The 17,171-nt window shown below is 41.7% G+C and carries 16 protein-coding genes and 2 pseudogenes; 7 read left to right on the forward strand and 11 right to left on the reverse strand.

Going from position 1 to position 17,171, the window contains the following annotated elements; translation table 11 throughout:
- Positions 1-248 precede the first annotated feature (248 nt).
- The 9 genes from NST96_RS16595 to NST96_RS16635 form a co-directional block, all read right to left on the reverse strand.
- Positions 249-506 carry a YopX family protein gene (locus tag NST96_RS16595; protein ID WP_342404240.1) on the reverse strand — a complete coding sequence of 86 codons (258 nt, stop codon included), beginning with the start codon at positions 504-506 and terminating at the stop codon, positions 249-251.
- A 150-nt stretch (positions 507-656) separates the two neighbouring features.
- Positions 657-866, reverse strand: coding sequence for a hypothetical protein (locus NST96_RS16600; protein WP_342404241.1), 210 nt, complete (start codon positions 864-866; stop codon positions 657-659).
- A 351-nt stretch (positions 867-1,217) separates the two neighbouring features.
- Positions 1,218-3,473 (reverse strand): ATP-dependent RecD-like DNA helicase, encoded by a 2,256-nt coding sequence (locus NST96_RS16605; RefSeq protein ID WP_342404242.1) that lies wholly within the window; start codon positions 3,471-3,473, stop codon positions 1,218-1,220.
- Positions 3,474-3,547: 74 nt separating this feature from the next.
- On the reverse strand, positions 3,548-4,723 hold the full coding sequence (locus NST96_RS16610) for an XRE family transcriptional regulator (RefSeq protein WP_342404243.1): 1,176 nt from the start codon (positions 4,721-4,723) through the stop codon (positions 3,548-3,550).
- A 37-nt stretch (positions 4,724-4,760) separates the two neighbouring features.
- The gene (locus NST96_RS16615; protein ID WP_342404244.1) at positions 4,761-5,507 is read right to left on the reverse strand and encodes a hypothetical protein; all 747 of its coding nucleotides are present in this window, start codon (positions 5,505-5,507) and stop codon (positions 4,761-4,763) included.
- A gap of 653 nt (positions 5,508-6,160) precedes the next feature.
- Positions 6,161-6,901 carry a hypothetical protein gene (locus NST96_RS16620; protein ID WP_342404245.1) on the reverse strand — a complete coding sequence of 247 codons (741 nt, stop codon included), beginning with the start codon at positions 6,899-6,901 and terminating at the stop codon, positions 6,161-6,163.
- A gap of 137 nt (positions 6,902-7,038) precedes the next feature.
- On the reverse strand, positions 7,039-7,185 hold the full coding sequence (locus tag NST96_RS16625) for a hypothetical protein (protein ID WP_342404246.1): 147 nt from the start codon (positions 7,183-7,185) through the stop codon (positions 7,039-7,041).
- Between the two features lie 181 nt (positions 7,186-7,366).
- Complete coding sequence (locus NST96_RS16630) at positions 7,367-7,525, reverse strand: hypothetical protein (protein ID WP_342404247.1); 159 nt, start codon at positions 7,523-7,525, stop codon at positions 7,367-7,369.
- 14 nt (positions 7,526-7,539) lie between these two features.
- On the reverse strand, positions 7,540-7,779 hold the full coding sequence (locus NST96_RS16635; protein WP_342404248.1) for a helix-turn-helix transcriptional regulator: 240 nt from the start codon (positions 7,777-7,779) through the stop codon (positions 7,540-7,542).
- 155 nt (positions 7,780-7,934) lie between these two features.
- Between NST96_RS16635 and NST96_RS16640 the strand changes: the two genes are divergently transcribed.
- Together NST96_RS16640 and NST96_RS16645 are read left to right on the forward strand one after the other, a co-directional pair.
- The gene (locus NST96_RS16640) at positions 7,935-8,291 is read left to right on the forward strand and encodes a helix-turn-helix transcriptional regulator (protein WP_342404249.1); all 357 of its coding nucleotides are present in this window, start codon (positions 7,935-7,937) and stop codon (positions 8,289-8,291) included.
- 69 nt (positions 8,292-8,360) lie between these two features.
- A complete protein-coding gene (locus NST96_RS16645; protein ID WP_342404250.1) occupies positions 8,361-9,956 on the forward strand; it encodes a hypothetical protein in 1,596 nt (531 codons plus the stop codon).
- A gap of 191 nt (positions 9,957-10,147) precedes the next feature.
- On the opposite strand, the pseudogene NST96_RS16650 reads toward NST96_RS16645, so the two are convergent.
- A pseudogene (locus tag NST96_RS16650) lies at positions 10,148-10,738 on the reverse strand (transposase); the annotation flags it as partial.
- An 89-nt stretch (positions 10,739-10,827) separates the two neighbouring features.
- On the opposite strand from NST96_RS16650, the gene istA (NST96_RS16655) reads away from it, so the two are divergent.
- Positions 10,828-12,069: an IS21 family transposase gene (gene istA, locus NST96_RS16655; protein ID WP_311067719.1), complete on the forward strand. Its 1,242-nt coding sequence runs from the start codon at positions 10,828-10,830 to the stop codon at positions 12,067-12,069.
- Complete coding sequence (istB, locus tag NST96_RS16660; RefSeq protein ID WP_003386482.1) at positions 12,066-12,845, forward strand: IS21-like element helper ATPase IstB; 780 nt, start codon at positions 12,066-12,068, stop codon at positions 12,843-12,845. The genes istA (NST96_RS16655) and istB (NST96_RS16660) overlap by 4 nt, the downstream gene beginning before the upstream one ends.
- 57 nt (positions 12,846-12,902) lie before the next feature.
- Here istB (NST96_RS16660) and NST96_RS16665 read toward each other — a convergent pair.
- Positions 12,903-13,760, reverse strand: a pseudogene (locus NST96_RS16665) (IS1182 family transposase); the annotation flags it as partial.
- Positions 13,761-14,166: 406 nt separating this feature from the next.
- Here NST96_RS16665 and istA (NST96_RS16670) point away from each other — a divergent pair.
- From istA (NST96_RS16670) to NST96_RS16680, 3 genes are read left to right on the forward strand one after another with little or no spacing between them, the layout of a single operon-like run.
- Positions 14,167-15,675, forward strand: a complete 1,509-nt coding sequence (gene istA / locus NST96_RS16670; protein ID WP_024985313.1) for an IS21 family transposase — start codon at positions 14,167-14,169, stop codon at positions 15,673-15,675.
- Complete coding sequence (gene istB, locus NST96_RS16675) at positions 15,675-16,397, forward strand: IS21-like element helper ATPase IstB (protein ID WP_311067724.1); 723 nt, start codon at positions 15,675-15,677, stop codon at positions 16,395-16,397. The genes istA (NST96_RS16670) and istB (NST96_RS16675) overlap by 1 nt, the downstream gene beginning before the upstream one ends.
- Before the next feature lie 8 nt (positions 16,398-16,405).
- Positions 16,406-17,116, forward strand: a complete 711-nt coding sequence (locus tag NST96_RS16680; protein ID WP_342404251.1) for a hypothetical protein — start codon at positions 16,406-16,408, stop codon at positions 17,114-17,116.
- Positions 17,117-17,171 lie beyond the last annotated feature (55 nt).

Genomic DNA, 17,171 nt, shown 5'->3' on the forward strand with positions numbered 1-17,171 from the left:
GTTTTAAACCATAGGCTTGTGCTACAATAATCCTGCCTCTCAAGGAGGTGATACCATGAACAGAACAATAGAATTTTTAGCTTTTCTGGCGTTCTGTCTAACATTGGCTAAGCTCATGTAAGCTTACCCATTGGACTACAGGTGAAAATCCTTGTAGTTCCAATGCGGAAAGAAATTAAAAATAAAAGTTACGGTCTCCGGAAAGGAGATTTTTTACTTTTACAATCACTCCTTTTCTCTTTTGTTAGTCAGCCCGGTACCAGGTCCAAATTTTCGTATACGTTCCCGATCACTTTACAAAAATCAAAGTCCATTTCTTCGGGCCCGTACCATTCTTCTGTGGTTTCAAACACGAACCTCGCTTCTTCCGGAAGCCACTTCACGACATGATCGAAGATATCCCCGCGGTCTTCCAGGCGGACAATATCCCCCTCGTAAATCTCCTTGCCGTTCTTGTCGCGAAGGCCGGTGTATTGGCCTACACTATCAGTGGACACTTCGTGCACATGACCAGCATCTTCCCAATATGGCCGTCAACCGCAACTAAATTGGTATGCGGCGCGATAAATGCTTTACCGTTTTTTTGGAGCAGATCGCCGAAAACCCAATTCCCTTTCAGCTCGCCCTCCGCAATGCATTTGCCCCGGAACTTGATCTCACGTCCTGCTTGCCTCCCGTTCCCTCCTCCGCAAATACTCTTCCTTACCCTGTCTTTTTATGTCTTCCCATTGCTCACCCGACAAGTATTGAGTAATTGCCAGTCTTCCGTTCACCTGACCGATAACAGCCTCATTCTCCTGGAGCGTAGCCCAATCGTATGTGCTATCCAGCAAAATTGCTCTGTCAAACTTCAGAGTCACTTCCATCCCGGTCACTCCTGATTCAAAAGTAATGTTGTGTAAAACCTTTTTTTGTCCCAACTGGTCATATTATGCTCCACGAAAAGGAACGTGATCATATGGAAAAGTCGTTTTACTATCCGGTACCCTGGTCGGAGGTCAGCTACCTACGCGAGACGCTGACTTCTTTTGAGATACCATTTGTTATCGAACAGGTTGACTGTCTTGATCTTGCCGCAGGCCAAGTCGCCTTCGTTTTCCCGGACATGCACGTGCGACTCTACCGACACGTCTTTGAGTTGTTCGGCAATGCTGGCCTGCGGTATCCAAGTTAACCCCCTTTCTCTTGTAATGAATGGCATCCCAAGCCTTTATAAGCTAGGAAAAATCAACAGCCCTTCTCTCCTCCCAATCAGGATGAGTAGGGGCTGCCTTGTTCAGTCCATACAGCTGAATATCTTCAACGATTCGTTTGGTTAGTCTCGTATTTCGTGCCACAATCTTGTTGTTCTTAATTGCAATTTGCAAGGCTTTTTTGGTTCCAACTAAAACTACTTTGCATTCGGCCCGAGTGATTCCGGTGTAGATGAGATTTCTCGCAAGCATGATGTAATGACTGGTGGATACCGGAATGATTACGATAGGAGCCTGCCCTCCCTGCGACTTGTGTATGGTGATACTATAGGCCAGTTGAAGCTCATGTAATTCTTCCTTTGTGTATGTCACCGCTTGGCCGTTGATCGTGCAGTACAGACCTTTCTCTTCCGTTACTTGTCCTTCTTTGTCCAGCAGGTAATCAATCCGATCAATCTTACCGATATCGCCGTTATAAACCTCTTTCGCGTAGTTGTTTTTGGTCTGAATAATCTTGTCCCCGACTCGAAAGACTGTTTTCCCGACCACGATTTCTTCCTTATTGGGGGCAGAGGGATTGAGGGTTTCCTGGAGCACACGATTTAACTCTTCCGTTCCGATCGGCCCCTTTTTCATGGGACTGAGGACAAGAATATCTGCAGCGGTGTATCCAAGCTGCGTAAACCTCACGACGCTGTTCCGAATCGTAGCAGCGATCTCTTCCGGCTTTTCCCGCTGGATGAAGTAAAAGTCTTGTTTCGCTGGATCAATGACAATTGACTCGCCTTTATTGATTCGGTGAGCATTGGTAACAATCTGGCTGTTTTGCGCCTGGCGAAAGACTTCTGTGAGCCGCACGTGCGGAACGCCAGCGTCTAACATGTCTTTTAGTACATTTCCTGGGTTCACGGAAGGGAGCTGATCCTGATCCCCTACCAGTAGTACTTTCGTTTTGTTCGGGTTGATCGCTCTAAACAACAGATCGGCCAGCTGTATGTCCATCATGGATATTTCATCGACGATGAGTAAATCTGCTTCAAGCGGATTGCTCTCGTTGAATTCAGGCTCCTCTCCCGGCCGGAAGTTAATGAGTCTGTGAATGGTGGCCGCATCCAGTCCGGTTACCTCCGTCAGTTTGCGGCTGGCCCGTCCTGTCGGTGCAGCCAAAGCAATACTTGCCACTGGGTTAAGCCGTTGATACACATCAATGACGGCTTTTACGCTTGCGGTTTTCCCGCATCCTGGACCACCGGTTAAGATCAACAGGTTTTCCGTGAACAACTTCCGGATCGCCTCACGTTGTCCTTCCGCCAATACGATTTTGGAACGTACCTGGTAGTCTTTGATGGCAGTATCGATAGCAGCCATGTTTACGTTGTTACTGCCGCTTCGCATAAATTTGAGCAGGAGTTGGGCCAGTCTCTTTTCGGAGCGATACAAAAAAGGAGGATAGACTCCCTCTTCCTCAATGATGAGGCGGCCGTTTTCCTCCAGCTGAAAAATCCCCTGTTCTACCTCATCCCGCGTAATGTAAACGTCCGTGTTGTGGTTGAGAACCTTCAGAACCTCATCGACCAACTCTGCTTCTGGAATGAAGCAATGGCCAAAATCGAAGCACATCTTTTTCAGAACATAATCCACACAGGATTCAATCCGGAACATTGAGTTGGGCATAATGCCCATCCTTTTAGCGATTTCGTCCGCCTTAAGAAAACCGATGAGATCCAGTTTGGTGAGCTGGTACGGATTCCGCTTGATAATGTCCAGCGTGTTGGAGCCAAACTCTTTGTAGGCCTTCACGACAATACTTGTACTTATACCGTACTGTGACAGCTCCATCATGATCTGTTGAACCTCAAACGATGCCCGGACACTGGAGACAATAGAAGATGCCTTTTGCTGACCAATTCCACGGATCGGCAGCAAGCAGGCTTCTCCTTCTTTCATGATAATATCTAATGCGTTCTCACCAAGGACATCAATAATCTGCTTGGCTCTTTTCTCTCCGCAGCCTTTCACCAGGGACGAAGAGAGGAAAGCAATCACCTGTTCCTTGCTTTTCGGAATCGGACGTTCCCAACGCTCGACACGGTACTGGTCATCATATTTGGGATGTATAAACCAATCTCCGTATACCGTGATTGTTTCATTTAGTTCAACACCATAGATCGAGCCGGTAATAGTCATATCTTTGCCATTTTCGGGACGGAATACAGCTACAATGTACTCATTCCCTATACTCCGAAAGATAAATCGAATGATTTGACCTGTAATTGCCAAAATTTCCCTCCTCTCAGCTAATAATATTTCTTGCGATAACAAAAAGCCGCTGTCTTTTTGACAGCAGCCCAAAATTAACTTCCAAAATGTTTTCGTCTAAGCATAATGTCTTTCAGTTCTACAACAGGTTCATTTTCTTTAAAATTAAGGGTTCCGGGTTCGAGTTGACAAATACGTTCAATCTCATTAGCGGAAATTTTAACATCATATACGATTTCCATTTCGGTTTTAATCTTTGATTCAAGAAGCATTCTCACAGCCTTTCTTAAGATTGTAGGGTGACTTAAAGGTAATACATCGTCGAGAGGTTCTTTTTTTCTCATTTTTTTCATTGAAATTAGTTTTTGTAAATACGTATAACGATTTTCGGAAATGATCCTCACTTCTTTGGCCCTCATAATCATTGCTGCTATGGAAACTCTCCAGTATTTTTTCAGTTCCACATAGTCATCTAAAGTATAGTTGGTTTTAACTGTTTTTCGGAAGGAAGACTCAGGCAACAAAAATGATGAGGCAAAATGATTCGCTTCATCTTCAATACGTCTATATTCTTCCTTCGTCAATTGCTCTTGATCTTCAACCCATGAATGCATGAGAAGATGTCCAAGTTCATGCGCCAAATCAAATTGCCTTCGCACTGCGGAACCTTTATCATCACCGACAATGACCAGAGGCCTTCCAGAGCGAAATTGACAAAACGCATCTACCTTCTCATTCCCGATGTTAAGCTCTGCAACGATAATTCCGTTTTTCTCTAAGACATTTATCATATTTAAAATTGGTTTGTCCCCTAGATCCCATTTTTTCCGAACATATGAAGCCAATTCTTCGATGGTTTCCGTAGACCATTCTTTATTACCAAAAATTGATGTGTTGGGTATATTAAGGCGAGGAAAATTAATATATTTTTCGAGATAGCTATATATTCGGTAAACCCAATTTGCCCTCGCCCTTTGCATATCTAATACTTTTTTGGGTGTCGTGCTTGATTTCCGAAAAAATGTATTCCCAATATACTCTTGTTCGTCATGTTCGTAAAAATACATTCTGGGTAATTCTAACGCGTTGATTATGGCCATCATCGTTTCTGCTTTTGGCATGGCGTTCCCTAACTCAAATTGCGAAACAGCTTGCTTTGTTACATTTAATATCTCCGCTAGCTCCAGAATGGTAAGTCCTCTAGCTAGCCGGGCTTCCTTTAATTTTCTAGGGTTAAATACTAAAGACTCTTTGCTTCTTACATCACTCATGTTGACCGCTCCCTATGATAATGGCATAGTGCGGTGATTATAACTCAGCTGCATCATTAGTATCGTCTTCATCAAGAGTAGACTGGTTAGAGTCTTTTTGATCTTCTATAAATTCATCTCTAATCGACAGACCATAATCGTCATCGTCTGGATCGTCATCAATATCCACTTGAATTAGCTTCGTATAATCAGCCGCATCCAATTTATACTCAAACAGCCACCTATCTAATGTCGGTGATGTTGCACCAAGTCTGAAAGGTGTATGCACCCCAAGATTCCCGTCATAAGTCAAGATCAGGCCAAAAGGAATATCTTCTAGCTCCAAGTCGTTTGCTTCTTCCACGAAATCATCTTCGACTGTATCTTCGAATTCCTCAAAGAACATGGACAATTGCTCTTCATTTTGAACATCTACACCTAATTTCCTCAAAAATTCCAAATTACCACTAACCAGATCCAATCTTAATTTTGATGGCCTTGGCAACTTGTGGCTTTGAGGAAGATGCATAATGAACATGTTGGTATTTTTGTTTTCAAAATAAATGATTATACTCGACCAAGGACCATTTTTCACTATTTTGGCCCTCATGGACAAGTCTAATCGCTGATTGACGGCATCATCGACCTCTTGAATGACAATCGATCTTCTCACAAAAGGTAAATGGTCTTTAACACGCACTTCTTCAGATGCCTTGCGTTCAAACTTCTGCAACCCACGATGGATGGCAATTAAGATTACTGAAAGTTGGTCATCATTAGGAATGACGGGAGCCAATGAGGTCATACCTTCAACACCTTTCACTATGACATCGTTGACTTGAGAATACTACTATTTTTTAGAAAAAGTCAAGTGAAAGGGATTATTCTAATAGATTTGTCTATCGCTCTTGTTGTTCCACAAACAAAAGTTAAGTATTTATTCCCCCAATCTATATTCATAGTTCTCCTGCTTCCTTACTATTTGTATCTCCTATTAATCGGCTTGTTACTAGACCGTTTCCAATTCAAAAATAATTCAGTTAGTTTGGTTTAAACTTTTCAATAAACCACTTAATCTCATCCCCCAGAAAAAACCAGATAATCGGAATTATGATCAGAAGGATGCGAAGAGTTTTTTTATTTGTTCTTCGGTATACATTGTTATTCCCCTCACTTTTCAACCTAAAAAGCTGTACAGCTCAAATATTGCAAGTGAATATCCACAAATCGGATGAAATGTTGTCCACAGGGCAATTTAACTCGCATCTGAACTCCTATTGAGCGATAATGCTAATGTTTGTTTTGTCCGCCGATGAACGAGCAGCCACTTATCGGGCAGTTTTTTGCTTACCAGCCATTCCTTCGGATTGAGGTCACGGCTAAGAAGCACGGATTTTTGCGTTCGTGTCAAGTTTTTTCCGTTTTTCACTGTCACAACCCCTTTTCCCAATTCCACCGTCAAGCCACTGAGCCCCTCAAGTCTTCTTCAATAAGTACCGGCAGCCATTTGATTAGCCATTCTGTCGGGATGAACATGTTGAGTTGGATCGCCTGTGGCAAGTGTCGTTTGATCACGCCAAGAACAAAGTCGTAAGAAAGAGAAAGAACCCGCTTGGATTTCCTGCCGATCTCCCTTTCCTCTATCTTCTGCCCCATCGAACTCACTTTTTGTTTGAAGCGCTCCACCATTTCCTTGAAGGACACGCGCTTACGAACCACTTGTTCAGTTTTGGCATCTTCAGCTACAGCCTGGATCTCAACCACCTGAACAGTGTCAGTTTCATCTTCAGGCAACACCAGGCGAATCTCTGGCTCCAATTCTGTCCCAAGGTTACGAGCCATGCGTTCAATCTCTTCCTGAGAAGTAAACAGCCGTTGTTGAATCTGCTGCCACTTCCGGACCAACCCGATCACAAATGGGATGCCGCTTGTTAGAACGCAATACAGCTTCTCCAGTTGATCGGTGGTCCAATTCATCAGATCGGCACCGATAAACAGGTAGCTTTTCACCCCCTTTTCATAGCTATATTTGACGCGGTTGGAAACCTGAGAGACCCCTTTCCGGAAGTGACATACAACCACATCCTTCAGGAACGCGTATGTATCATCGGTCTCAACCAGCATTTCGATTTTCTTCCTGAGAAGATCCATGACATTGTGTTCCCGACCGCTCAAAACCATCAGCTCAACGTATTGCATAGTGATCCCTCCTCACTCTTTCCGAATCTGACCACTAACAAATGGACAAGAGCCTTTTTAATCGTGTCCTTTTGTTACTACTCAGTTTCAATTGGTAAGAAAAACGATAGGGAAGACTGACTTCCCCTGAGTAAAGACTATTTTTTTGTATCCGTGCGTAAGGTTTCGGCTTCTTTCAAGCCAGATTCCGTAAGCAAAAAGGGTGACGAAAAGCCTGTTTCCTTCGAATTGGATTGAGCATTTTGCAGTTCGGTTAATGCCTCCTCCACCAAGGAACGTTCCATATGGATCTCCCTCCTCGGAAAAGGTTGTTAGTTGATCGATCTGGAATCAAATTAACGAGCATTCACTACACCGTGCAGTATGAGAAATTCTTAAGGTGGAGATAATTAAAGAAACGAGTAGGAAAAAGCAGGAATAGAACTGAGAATGCAAAACCGCTAGAATATTCAAAAAGGTTGGTAGTCAAGCGGATTCTTCTCTCACCGATGCTTTATCTGTCAGGGAGACTTGATTAGGCTTCACAGTTGGAGATTCCAGTACAACCTTTAGTGCTTGAACCATTCGTTCCATATCCGGCTCGAATTCACGTCGGAATTCGATACCCTTGGGTGGTTTAATCACTTCAGATCCTCCTTTTAGGCAGTTTTATCACCGTTCATTTTATGAGCGTCACACTCAAAAAAAAGATACTCAATCGAGCGTTCCAAAACCCTCGAAATCCTATAAGCAGCCTGCAAAGATGGTAATGTATAACCTCGCTCAATGTTAGAAAGCATAGCACGTGAAAGGTTTGCCCTTGTAGCCAGATCGTCTTGAGTCATTCCATGATCTTTGCGCGATTTGATTAAATTTTTGCGAGGGGAAAGCTTCTTCATGTTTTATCACCTCACTCCTAAAATGCTCATTTAATGAGCCAACACCTATAATATACGATCAAAAAATGAGCGTGTCAATGCTCACATTCAAATAATGAGCGTTTATTTTATGAACATTTTTTTGTAGAATGGAGACAAGAAATGAGCGTGATATTATGGGATTTAAGGATCGACTGAAGGATCTACGAGCAAAAAAGGGAATAACACAGGAAGTCCTTGCCCTTGATTTAGGTATACCTGAATCTACAGTTCGCCGTTATGAATCGTCTGACGAGAATACACCCAGGCGTGAACGACTTGAAAAAATTGCTGATTACTTCGGTGTATCTGTTGATTACTTACTGGGAAGGACTGATGATCCCTCCCCTTCCGAGAAGTATGACAGGCCTCGAACGGAAATTGAAAACCTCTTTTTCTACGAGTTGGATAAATTGAGTGAGGAAGATAAGAAAAAGGCTTTGGAGCATGTGAGGTACCTAAGGTATTTGGCAGAACAACAACATAAAAAATGACACCGAGACACGCAAACTCATTTTGGGATTTGCGTGTTTTTTATTCTATATTAACAAGTGGTGATGAGCTTGACCGAGATGCTAATCTATATGTATGATCGTTTATCTAAGAGGATTAGTAAAAAAATACCTGATAATGAGCTACTAGAAAAAATTAAACAAGAGATAGATGCTAACATCTCCGATATACCCATCCTGTGGAAAAATATGATATACGAATTCCTTTTTGTTGAACCAATGTCATATTGGAATCGTGAGATTGCTGAGTGTACTTTTAATGGGTTAGAAAAATTGTATCTTAAGTCAGATATTTTTTCAGATGCATCAGCATCCTCTTTATCGCATTTCTTTATTTCGTACTTTACATACAAAGAATTAGTTACAATTATTAACGATTTATCTCTTATAAACGAAAACAATCAGATAAAAACTAGAATGTATAGAATCCCCACATACGTCTCTCTTGTTGAGGGATGTCTCTCAAATTTATTTAAATATCTTAGAGATATTATAGATTTATATGTAGAAAAGGATCTTAAGTCTCAAACAAAATTAAATGGATTGTGCACTATTATGAATACTTATGGTTTCGAAAAATTGACTCATTTCGTAGATGTTGATTTACGTAATGCAATTAGTCATGGAGGCGTTTATATTACTGATAAAGAGTCACACTTTAGCTATTTTAAGAATGGTACGCCTAGCAAGAAAATAATCAATAACTACGATTTCGATAAATTAATTGAAGATACACTGGATTCAATAGGTGGAATTTTTATTGGAATAATAAGATTTTACTCTAAATACAATGGCTCTCTTCAGAATATTGACAAGATCATGGAACAAGACAGTTTCTTAAAACATAGTTTTGCGAAAATTTTGTTTTCGACACCTGATTTTAGGTGTATGATGATAAGCCTATCTCCTAATGAAGAACAAATAAACTTTGATATCAATTCAACCTCTTTTGATCACAATGAAATTGTTACATTTATTATCGAAATTAGTATTATCGCTAGAAGTCTTTTTACATCATATACTAGATATTTCTTTAGTATAAGTAATGAGAGAATGATGCCTGGATGGATCAGATTCACTGCCGAAGAAATTGATTCACTATTAAATAAGCAGCTAACATTTACAGATGTGGTGGAAAGTGCAACACGACGTGGTGACATTATGTTATGGGATCACAATGACGCGGATATTGACTTAGATATTATTAAACACTTTAGGTTTCCTCTAATTACAAAAAAGAAATGGTCTGTTCGAAATATTGATGACTGTAGCCTTCCCGATAGTAAAAGAATTAAAGCACATCTCTTTATTAAAGAACAGATGCCCAAAAAAGATATTATAAGAGCTGTTAACGATGCCATTAGAGAATTAAAAAAGTTATATACCCCACCTAACCCGATGACTGTCATCAAACATGGAGATGTCCCTGCCGATTCAGTATTTTTAACAGTATATTTCGGGAATAAAAGGGTGAGAAACAGAAGTGTTCTACCATCCAACCCTAGCTTTCTTCTAAAAGCCGAATACAGTGTTACTGGTACTTCAATCTTAAAAAATGGTGGACTACCAAAATGGCTATGGGATCAACTGATAAAGGAACAATCCGGCAATATTCTTTACGCTTGGAATCCAAATTTTTATATTTAAGACCAAAGAAATGAGGATTTTACTTATGAGTATCCCTGATTTCAATAGTAAAGGGTTTCTTCCTGAAGGTATCCATTTAGCAACTGGCTCTGAGTTTATTGAGCGTTTTTGCAACAATGAATATAGGGTAAGTTTTAGAAAGTGTATCTCCGACATTTTTGATTTTGCAAAAGAGAGTAATGCAACGCATTTCAGGTTGCAGACAAACTCCCTCGCTGAACGAACAGCAGAGGGAGTTTGTTTAATAATTTGATGAAAATACCGAAGGTGTTTTGATCGTTCACCTTTTGGCGACCTGATTTCCATAGCCAGGTCGCCATTTTTTTCAAGTTCATGGCAGCGAAAACAAGCATCGCCTGCATCGTGACCTTCTCCAGTCCTCGTAAGGTCGTCCAACGCATGCCATGCTTTTCCTTCATATCAGCGAATACACGTTCAATCGTTTCTTTCCGTTTGCTATAGATTTGTTTGTTTTCCTCGGTATGCCGGAGGTGGTCTACCTCTTCGAGGTAATCAGCCCAGATGTGGCGACTCACTCTCTTTGTGTAGTCTTTACTTTCCGTGCATTGTTTCAAGAACGGACAACTTCGGCAAACTTGAGAATTTGATCGATAGATACGGTACCCATCCTTGTTTGTTGTCTCATATGTTAAGATTTGCTCGTTCGGGCAGATGTAGCAGTCGAAATATTCATCATACACATATTCGTGCTTTTTAAAAAAACCTTCTTTGGTGCGTGGTCTTGTGTAGGGCATAACGGGGCGAATCTGGTCATCAAGGAGTGTTGTCAAAATCGGTTGTAAAATCCCCAATATCAGCGGTTTAAAATTCCCCAGAAAAAGCCGACATACTCTCCGGGAGGAGAGTAAATATGGTGAAAAATGGGGAGTTTTTTGTGATCAAAGAAATGCGTCTGAAAGGTATGAGTATTACCCAAATTGCTGAAGAGATGGGACGGGATCGAAAAACGATTCGAAAATGGCTCCTGAAAGATACGCCAGAGAGCTTTCCTACTCGCAAACCACGTCCCAGCAAGTTGGATCCTTTTAAGGATTTCATCCGTACTCGTATGGCGGAGGGCTGTCAAAATGCCCGCATCATCTTCGAAGAAATAAAAGCCCGTGGCTATACCGGAAAGGACACCATCTTACGAGACTTCATGAAGCCGCTGCGTCCCCACTTTCGTTCAAAAGTAACCGTACGATACGAAACGAAACCTGGACAACAAGCGCAAGTAGACTGGGGACATTTTCGAGCAAATGTCAACGGAAAACAAAAGCGTCTTTACGCTTTCGTCATGGTGCTGGGTTATTCACGCATGATGTATGTAGAATTTACCGAGGACGAAAAGCTGGAAACTCTCATCGGATGTCATCTTCGGGCTTGGCAGTACTTTGGGGGTGTCCCTCAAAGTTGTTTGTACGACAACATGAAAACAGTTGTTTCTGGTCGAGATGACAATGGTAGGGTGATCTGGAACGAGCGTTTCGCCCGCTTTGCCAGCCACTATGGGTGCAAGCTGCTGAGCTGCAAGCCCTATCGGGCTCGAACGAAGGGAAAAGTGGAGAATGGGGTGGGTTATCTCAGAAAGAACTTTTGGCCTCGCATCGGCACTTTTACCGGGCTACAAGATCTCAATCAACAAGTACGCTATTGGCTGGACACCGTTGCAAATTGTCGCCTTCACGGAACCACCCATCAAATGCCGAATGAACGATGGAAAGTAGAAGACCTCCAACCTTTGAACCACGTGCCTTTTGCTGTTGTGGACCGGCATTACCGGAAGGTGATGAGTGATGCTTATGTTTCTTTTGAAGCCAATCGTTACTCTGTTCCATGGGAGCACATCGGTCGAGTAGTAGAAATTCAAGATGAGAAAAATGGAGTCTTGCGATTTTATTGCAATGGCCATCTAATCGCTGAACACTCCAAACAGTGGGGGCGTCATCAGACCGTAAGCATAAAAAAACACTTCGAAGGAATTCGCACATCTACGAGCAAACCGGTTCCCCAACCTACACCTCGTTATATGGCGAATTCAACACCCGAAGTGTTGGAACGCTCTCTTACGGCGTATGAAGAACTGGCGGAAGAAGAGGTGACGCTGCAATGATCTTGCAAGAACGCCTGTTGGAAGCGTCCCGTCATTTTGGATGGATACGCATCCCCGAGATCCTCCACGATCACGCCGAAGAAGCATCCAAACACAACATATCGTATTTGGAGTTTTTGGACAAGCTTCTGCAGGAGGAATTAGCGGCTAAATACGAACGATTTTTGCATACAAGAACTCGATTAGCACGGCTTCCGTTCAAAAAAACACTAGACGAATTTGATTTCTCTTTCCAACCTTCCATTGATGAAAGACGTATCCGTGATTTGGCGACTCTAGGTTTTATTGAGCATCAGGAAAACCTCATCTTCTTGGGGCCACCCGGTGTCGGTAAAACTCATTTGGCCGTAGCGCTTGGTTTGGAAGCAATCAAGCAACGCTATACGGTTTATTTTATCACTGCCCACGATCTGGTACAGTCGCTTCAGACGGCCCATGGCAATCGCACGATTGCCCAAAAAATGCGGGCGCTCACCAAACCAGACTTGTTGATCATCGATGAAATTGGTTACCGCAAAATGGACGAAACTGCTGCTCACTTCTTTTTTCAGATTGTATCTGAACGATATGAAAAAGGTTCATTGATCTTGACTTCAAACAAATCGTACGGAGCCTGGGGAGAGATTTTCGGAGATACCATTTTGGCCACTGCGATTTTGGACCGACTGCTTCACCATTCCAGTACGATCAATATCAAAGGGGAAAGTTATCGCATTAAGGAAAAGAAAAAAGCAGGTTTCTTTCGACCGGAGCCTGCTGAAGTAAACAACCAGTAGCGACAAAAATGGGGAATTTTCAACCGATAGTTTTGGGGAAAATTAAATCGATATTGACAGTGTTTTACTGATGTAAGGCGTCTTGTATCCCGAGTCCACTGCCACAGCTTGAGGCTGTGCAAACGTCTTTCGCACTTGATTCAAAACATCCTCAAAAACCTGACTGTCATGCACATTGCCTGGCGTTACCTTGGCACCAAGCACAAATCCATTTCGATCACATGCTGTATGAAAACTATAAGCAAATACACGTTCCTTTTCCCCTTTTACAAACAATCCGCAATCCGGGTCAGTTGTGCTGACTTTCACCTCCTTCTTCGAAGTTTCTGTCTTTTTTTCAAGGGGCTTCTTTCCATGTGCAATACGATCCTGATTGATTTCTTCGTCCAGCAGCTCTTGATATTTCTTCGCTTGTTCTTCAACGATTTCTTTCACGTATTTATGCTTATTCGCACTGGCTTTTACATGCGTAGCATCAATGAAAAGCACATCAGGCTTCACGAATCCATGATGAACCGCCTCCTCCAATATTCGAAGGAAGATCGACTCGAAGAGTTGAGTATCCCGAAAACGGCGAACATAGTTCTTGCCTAGGGTCGTGAAATGGGGAATGGGCTGACTGAAATCATAGCCAATAAACCACCGATAGGCAACATTGGTTTCGATCTCTTTAATCGTTTGTCGCATGGAACGAATTCCAAAAATATATTGGATGAAAGCAATTTTAACTAAGACTACAGGGTCAACACTGGGTCTGCCATTGTCATGACAGTAAAGGCTTTCCACCAAGTCATAGATGAACGAAAAGTCGATTGCATTTTCAATTTTTCTTACGAGATGATCTTCTGGCACCAACTCATCTAGCGAGAATGCAGATATCTGATAACGCCCTTCGGCCTCTTGCTTATTAAGCATAATGCCACCTCTAAAAAATAACTTTTGAAAACGTAACATGTTCTATATTCAACAAAAAAGCCTGCAGACCCTGTTCCTTACGGAACTTTGTCTACAGGCTGTAATGCAACGCATTTATTTTTCGGTGGTTCCTTTATTACAAATAAAGCAAAGCCTCATGATATTGATTGTGTAATGGTCTTTAAGGAAGAAAGATATATCCCCCATAAATCTGAAAGACTTGTCATAGATGGTACAAAGTTGGATATCACCTTTTGTTTATGGCAGACTAAAAATGTAGGTTATGGCAGTTAATTTATGCAGACCCGTAGGGGCTGCATAAATTAAAAAACCACTTGCCAACATCCCCTTATCAAAATACACTCCTGTTGGGCATTACAGACGACGGGAGGTATAAAGTTAGGAGATGTTAGCAGTGGCAGAAATTAATTATATCAGGCATGAGGCAAACAAAAAAGGGCGAGCTTATAGCAAGATTGCCAAACAAATGAATCGTGATTCAAGGACGGTTCAGAAGTATGCAGAAATGGATGATTTCAATCTACAAGAAAAGCCCAAGCAAATTCGAAAAGCTAGAGTCATGGAGCCCGTTAAACCTATTCTTGATCAATGGATCAAAGAGGACTTGAACAAGAAAAAGAAGTTCCGAAGAACAGCACAACGCTTGTTCACGCAATTAGTGGAGGAATACCAATTTACAGGATCATCTCGCTCTGTCAGACAATATGTTTCCCAACGTAAGCACCAGTTAGCGGAGACAAGTGATGCTGCGGCATTGCCATTGGAAACGAGACCTGGATCAGCTCAAGTTGATTTTGGAGAAGCACCATTCAAATATCAGGGAGAAAGTGTTACCTTGCCATTCCTCGTTCTCTCGTTTCCTTATAGCAACACGTTCTACTTTCAAGTTTTCCAGTCTCAGAATCGAGAATGCTTTCTGGAGGGATTAAAGCGTATCTTTCACTATATAGGTGGAGTTCCAAAGGTCATTCGATTTGATAATTTATCACCAGCGGTGAAAAAGATCATGCCAAATGGTCAGCGTGAACTGACGGAGGAATTTCAAAACTTCGTTTTTCATTATGACTTTGAATACGAGTTTTGCAATCCCGGTAGTGGCAATGAAAAAGGGCACGTAGAGGCGATGGTCAAGTACGTTCGCAACAACTTCCTGCTTCCTGAGTTGCAGATACACAATCTTGATCAGCTAAACGAAACCCTTTGGAAAAAAGCCGAGAAAGATCGGGAGAGACCTCATTATGTGAAAGAAACCATGCTTTCCGAACTATATTTGGCAGACAAGGAACACCTTCTTCAATTACCTGCCAAAGAGTTTGATTGTATCCGATATGAACGAGTAAAAGCGGATAAATACGGATATATCCGAGTCGAAAATAAACTCTACTCAACGTCTCCCCGTTTTGCCAAATGTATGGTTTTGGCAAAGATCTCATTTGACCGAGTCGATATTTTAACTGAAGAATATGAGCTGATCGTACAGCATCCCAGGCTGTATGGCAAAGAGCCAAAATCAGTGATTTGGCAGCCATATTTGATATTGATGGCAAAACGGCCAACTGCTATTAAATACACAAGTTTTTATGAACAATTGCCAATCGAATGGCAAGTCTATCTCTCGAATTGCACGGTCCCAGAGAAGCAAGAAGCTCTCCAGCTACTATCCGTCATTTTAAAAAACGATGATATGAAAATACCCACGCAAGCTTTGCAGCTTGCCTCTGAGAATGGTCACCCAGCCGTTGATTCTATTAAGCAGATCTATTATCAACTCATGAATGGCCGTGGACAAAGGGATACCATCCAACCGAAAGGTTTTGTTCCTGCCGTTCCAACAGCCACTAGAGGATTAGCCCATTACAATGAATTTTTTAAGGGAACGGGAGGTCATCACTAGTGGATGCATTGATAAAAGAATATTCAAAGCGTCTCAAGTTGAGTTGGGTTCGGCAACATTTCCATGAGGTTGAAGCTACTACAAATGAAGAGTACTTACTCAAAATACTAGAAAACGAGATACAACAACGAGAAGTACGGAAAATCAATCTGCTCTTTAAACAATCTTCCTTGCCAAGAGTAACAGGAAAGCCATTTGAATGGGGTCATATTCAGATGGGACAAGGTCTCACGCAGGATCATATCCTTCATGGTGGATTTATAGAGGAGAAAGAAAATCTGATCTTTTATGGCGGTGTGGGAACGGGGAAAACGTACTTATCCACTCTGATTGGCTTAAATGCCATTCAGCAGCAAGGGAAAAAGATAAAGTTCTTTACTGTCGCTGGATTAGTCAATCGGCTGCTAGACGCTCACGAGACTGGCTCGTTGAGCCGATTCTTTAACCATATTGAGAAGCTAGATCTGTTAATACTCGACGAACTGGGGTATATTCCTCTGCATAAACAAGGTGCAGAACTGCTATTTCAGATTATCTCCATGTGCTACGAAAGAAAAAGTATTATTATCACGACCAATCTACAGTTTGGCCAATGGAATCATATATTTGGTGATCCAATTTTAACAGAGGCAGTTATTGATCGCTTGATTCATCACTCTCATTTGATCGTCTTCAATGGCGAAAGCCATCGATACAAAGAATCGCTATTACACGGTAAATAATTTAGGGGTTGGCAAGTGGTACATTTTTAATTGCCATTTGCTACATTTCTTACTTGCCAAAAACAACCTTTTGTTCTTTGGACAATAAAGAAATTGTGGACACCTATATACATTTCTTTTCCCAGTACGGTCTATTGAAAAAAATAGGTATCGTACAAGTTGTTCTTTACCATGAAGATGAAGAGTGGGAAATTCAGCATTACCCTGATCCATCTTCTCTAGAAATAGTACAAAGAGCTTATATAAATAGACATTTTGTTGATGTTTATCAACCTAATGGTGTAATAGTTACAATTCACGGGTTATTGAGCAAAGGAGAGTGGAATTCTGAGATTGTTCCTTCTGCAAGTAGCCAAGGATGGATTGTTGCACCATATATTTACGACTCAAATACTCCTGATTTATTAACTAGACCTAATAAAAGAACTGAGTTCATAGATAACTTTAGAGATTGGATTTATGATCTTAGTGAATATCGATTTCCTGGGTACCCTATCTCCGTAATAGCACATTCTTTCGGAACATATATTATTGCCGCATATCTTGACAGGTTTGAAGAGTTCTCACCCGTTCATTTTAATTGTATTATTTTGACTGGGTCTATTATTAATTCAGATTTTAATTGGGAAAAACATAGAGGAAGCAAAGTTGCTGTTTATGGCAGGATAAAAGTGCAGAGAATTGCGGCGGAAAACTGCAGAGTTCCACCGCAATTCTGAGGCCATGAAAAAGGCACTTGCCAACATCCCCCTACAAAATCTACCCTTGGATTTG

The sequence above is a fragment of the Brevibacillus sp. FSL K6-2834 genome (genome assembly GCF_038592925.1).
Lineage (GTDB): Bacteria > Bacillota > Bacilli > Brevibacillales > Brevibacillaceae > Brevibacillus > Brevibacillus borstelensis.

Bases quoted from the DNA above. Each gene is read 5' to 3' on its own strand.
- NST96_RS16600 (WP_342404241.1), bottom strand. From the start codon at position 866: ATGGAAGTGACTCTGAAGTTTGACAGAGCAATTTTGCTGGATAGCACA.
- NST96_RS16610 (WP_342404243.1), bottom strand. From the start codon at position 4,723: ATGAGTGATGTAAGAAGCAAAGAGTCTTTAGTATTTAACCCTAGAAAA.
- NST96_RS16615 (WP_342404244.1), bottom strand. From the start codon at position 5,507: ATGACCTCATTGGCTCCCGTCATTCCTAATGATGACCAACTTTCAGTA.
- NST96_RS16620 (WP_342404245.1), bottom strand. From the start codon at position 6,901: ATGCAATACGTTGAGCTGATGGTTTTGAGCGGTCGGGAACACAATGTC.
- NST96_RS16625 (WP_342404246.1), bottom strand. From the start codon at position 7,185: ATGGAACGTTCCTTGGTGGAGGAGGCATTAACCGAACTGCAAAATGCT.
- NST96_RS16635 (WP_342404248.1), bottom strand. From the start codon at position 7,779: ATGAAGAAGCTTTCCCCTCGCAAAAATTTAATCAAATCGCGCAAAGAT.
- NST96_RS16640 (WP_342404249.1), top strand. From the start codon at position 7,935: ATGGGATTTAAGGATCGACTGAAGGATCTACGAGCAAAAAAGGGAATA.
- istA (WP_311067719.1), top strand. From the start codon at position 10,828: ATGGTGAAAAATGGGGAGTTTTTTGTGATCAAAGAAATGCGTCTGAAA.
- istB (WP_003386482.1), top strand. From the start codon at position 12,066: ATGATCTTGCAAGAACGCCTGTTGGAAGCGTCCCGTCATTTTGGATGG.
- istA (WP_024985313.1), top strand. From the start codon at position 14,167: ATGTTAGCAGTGGCAGAAATTAATTATATCAGGCATGAGGCAAACAAA.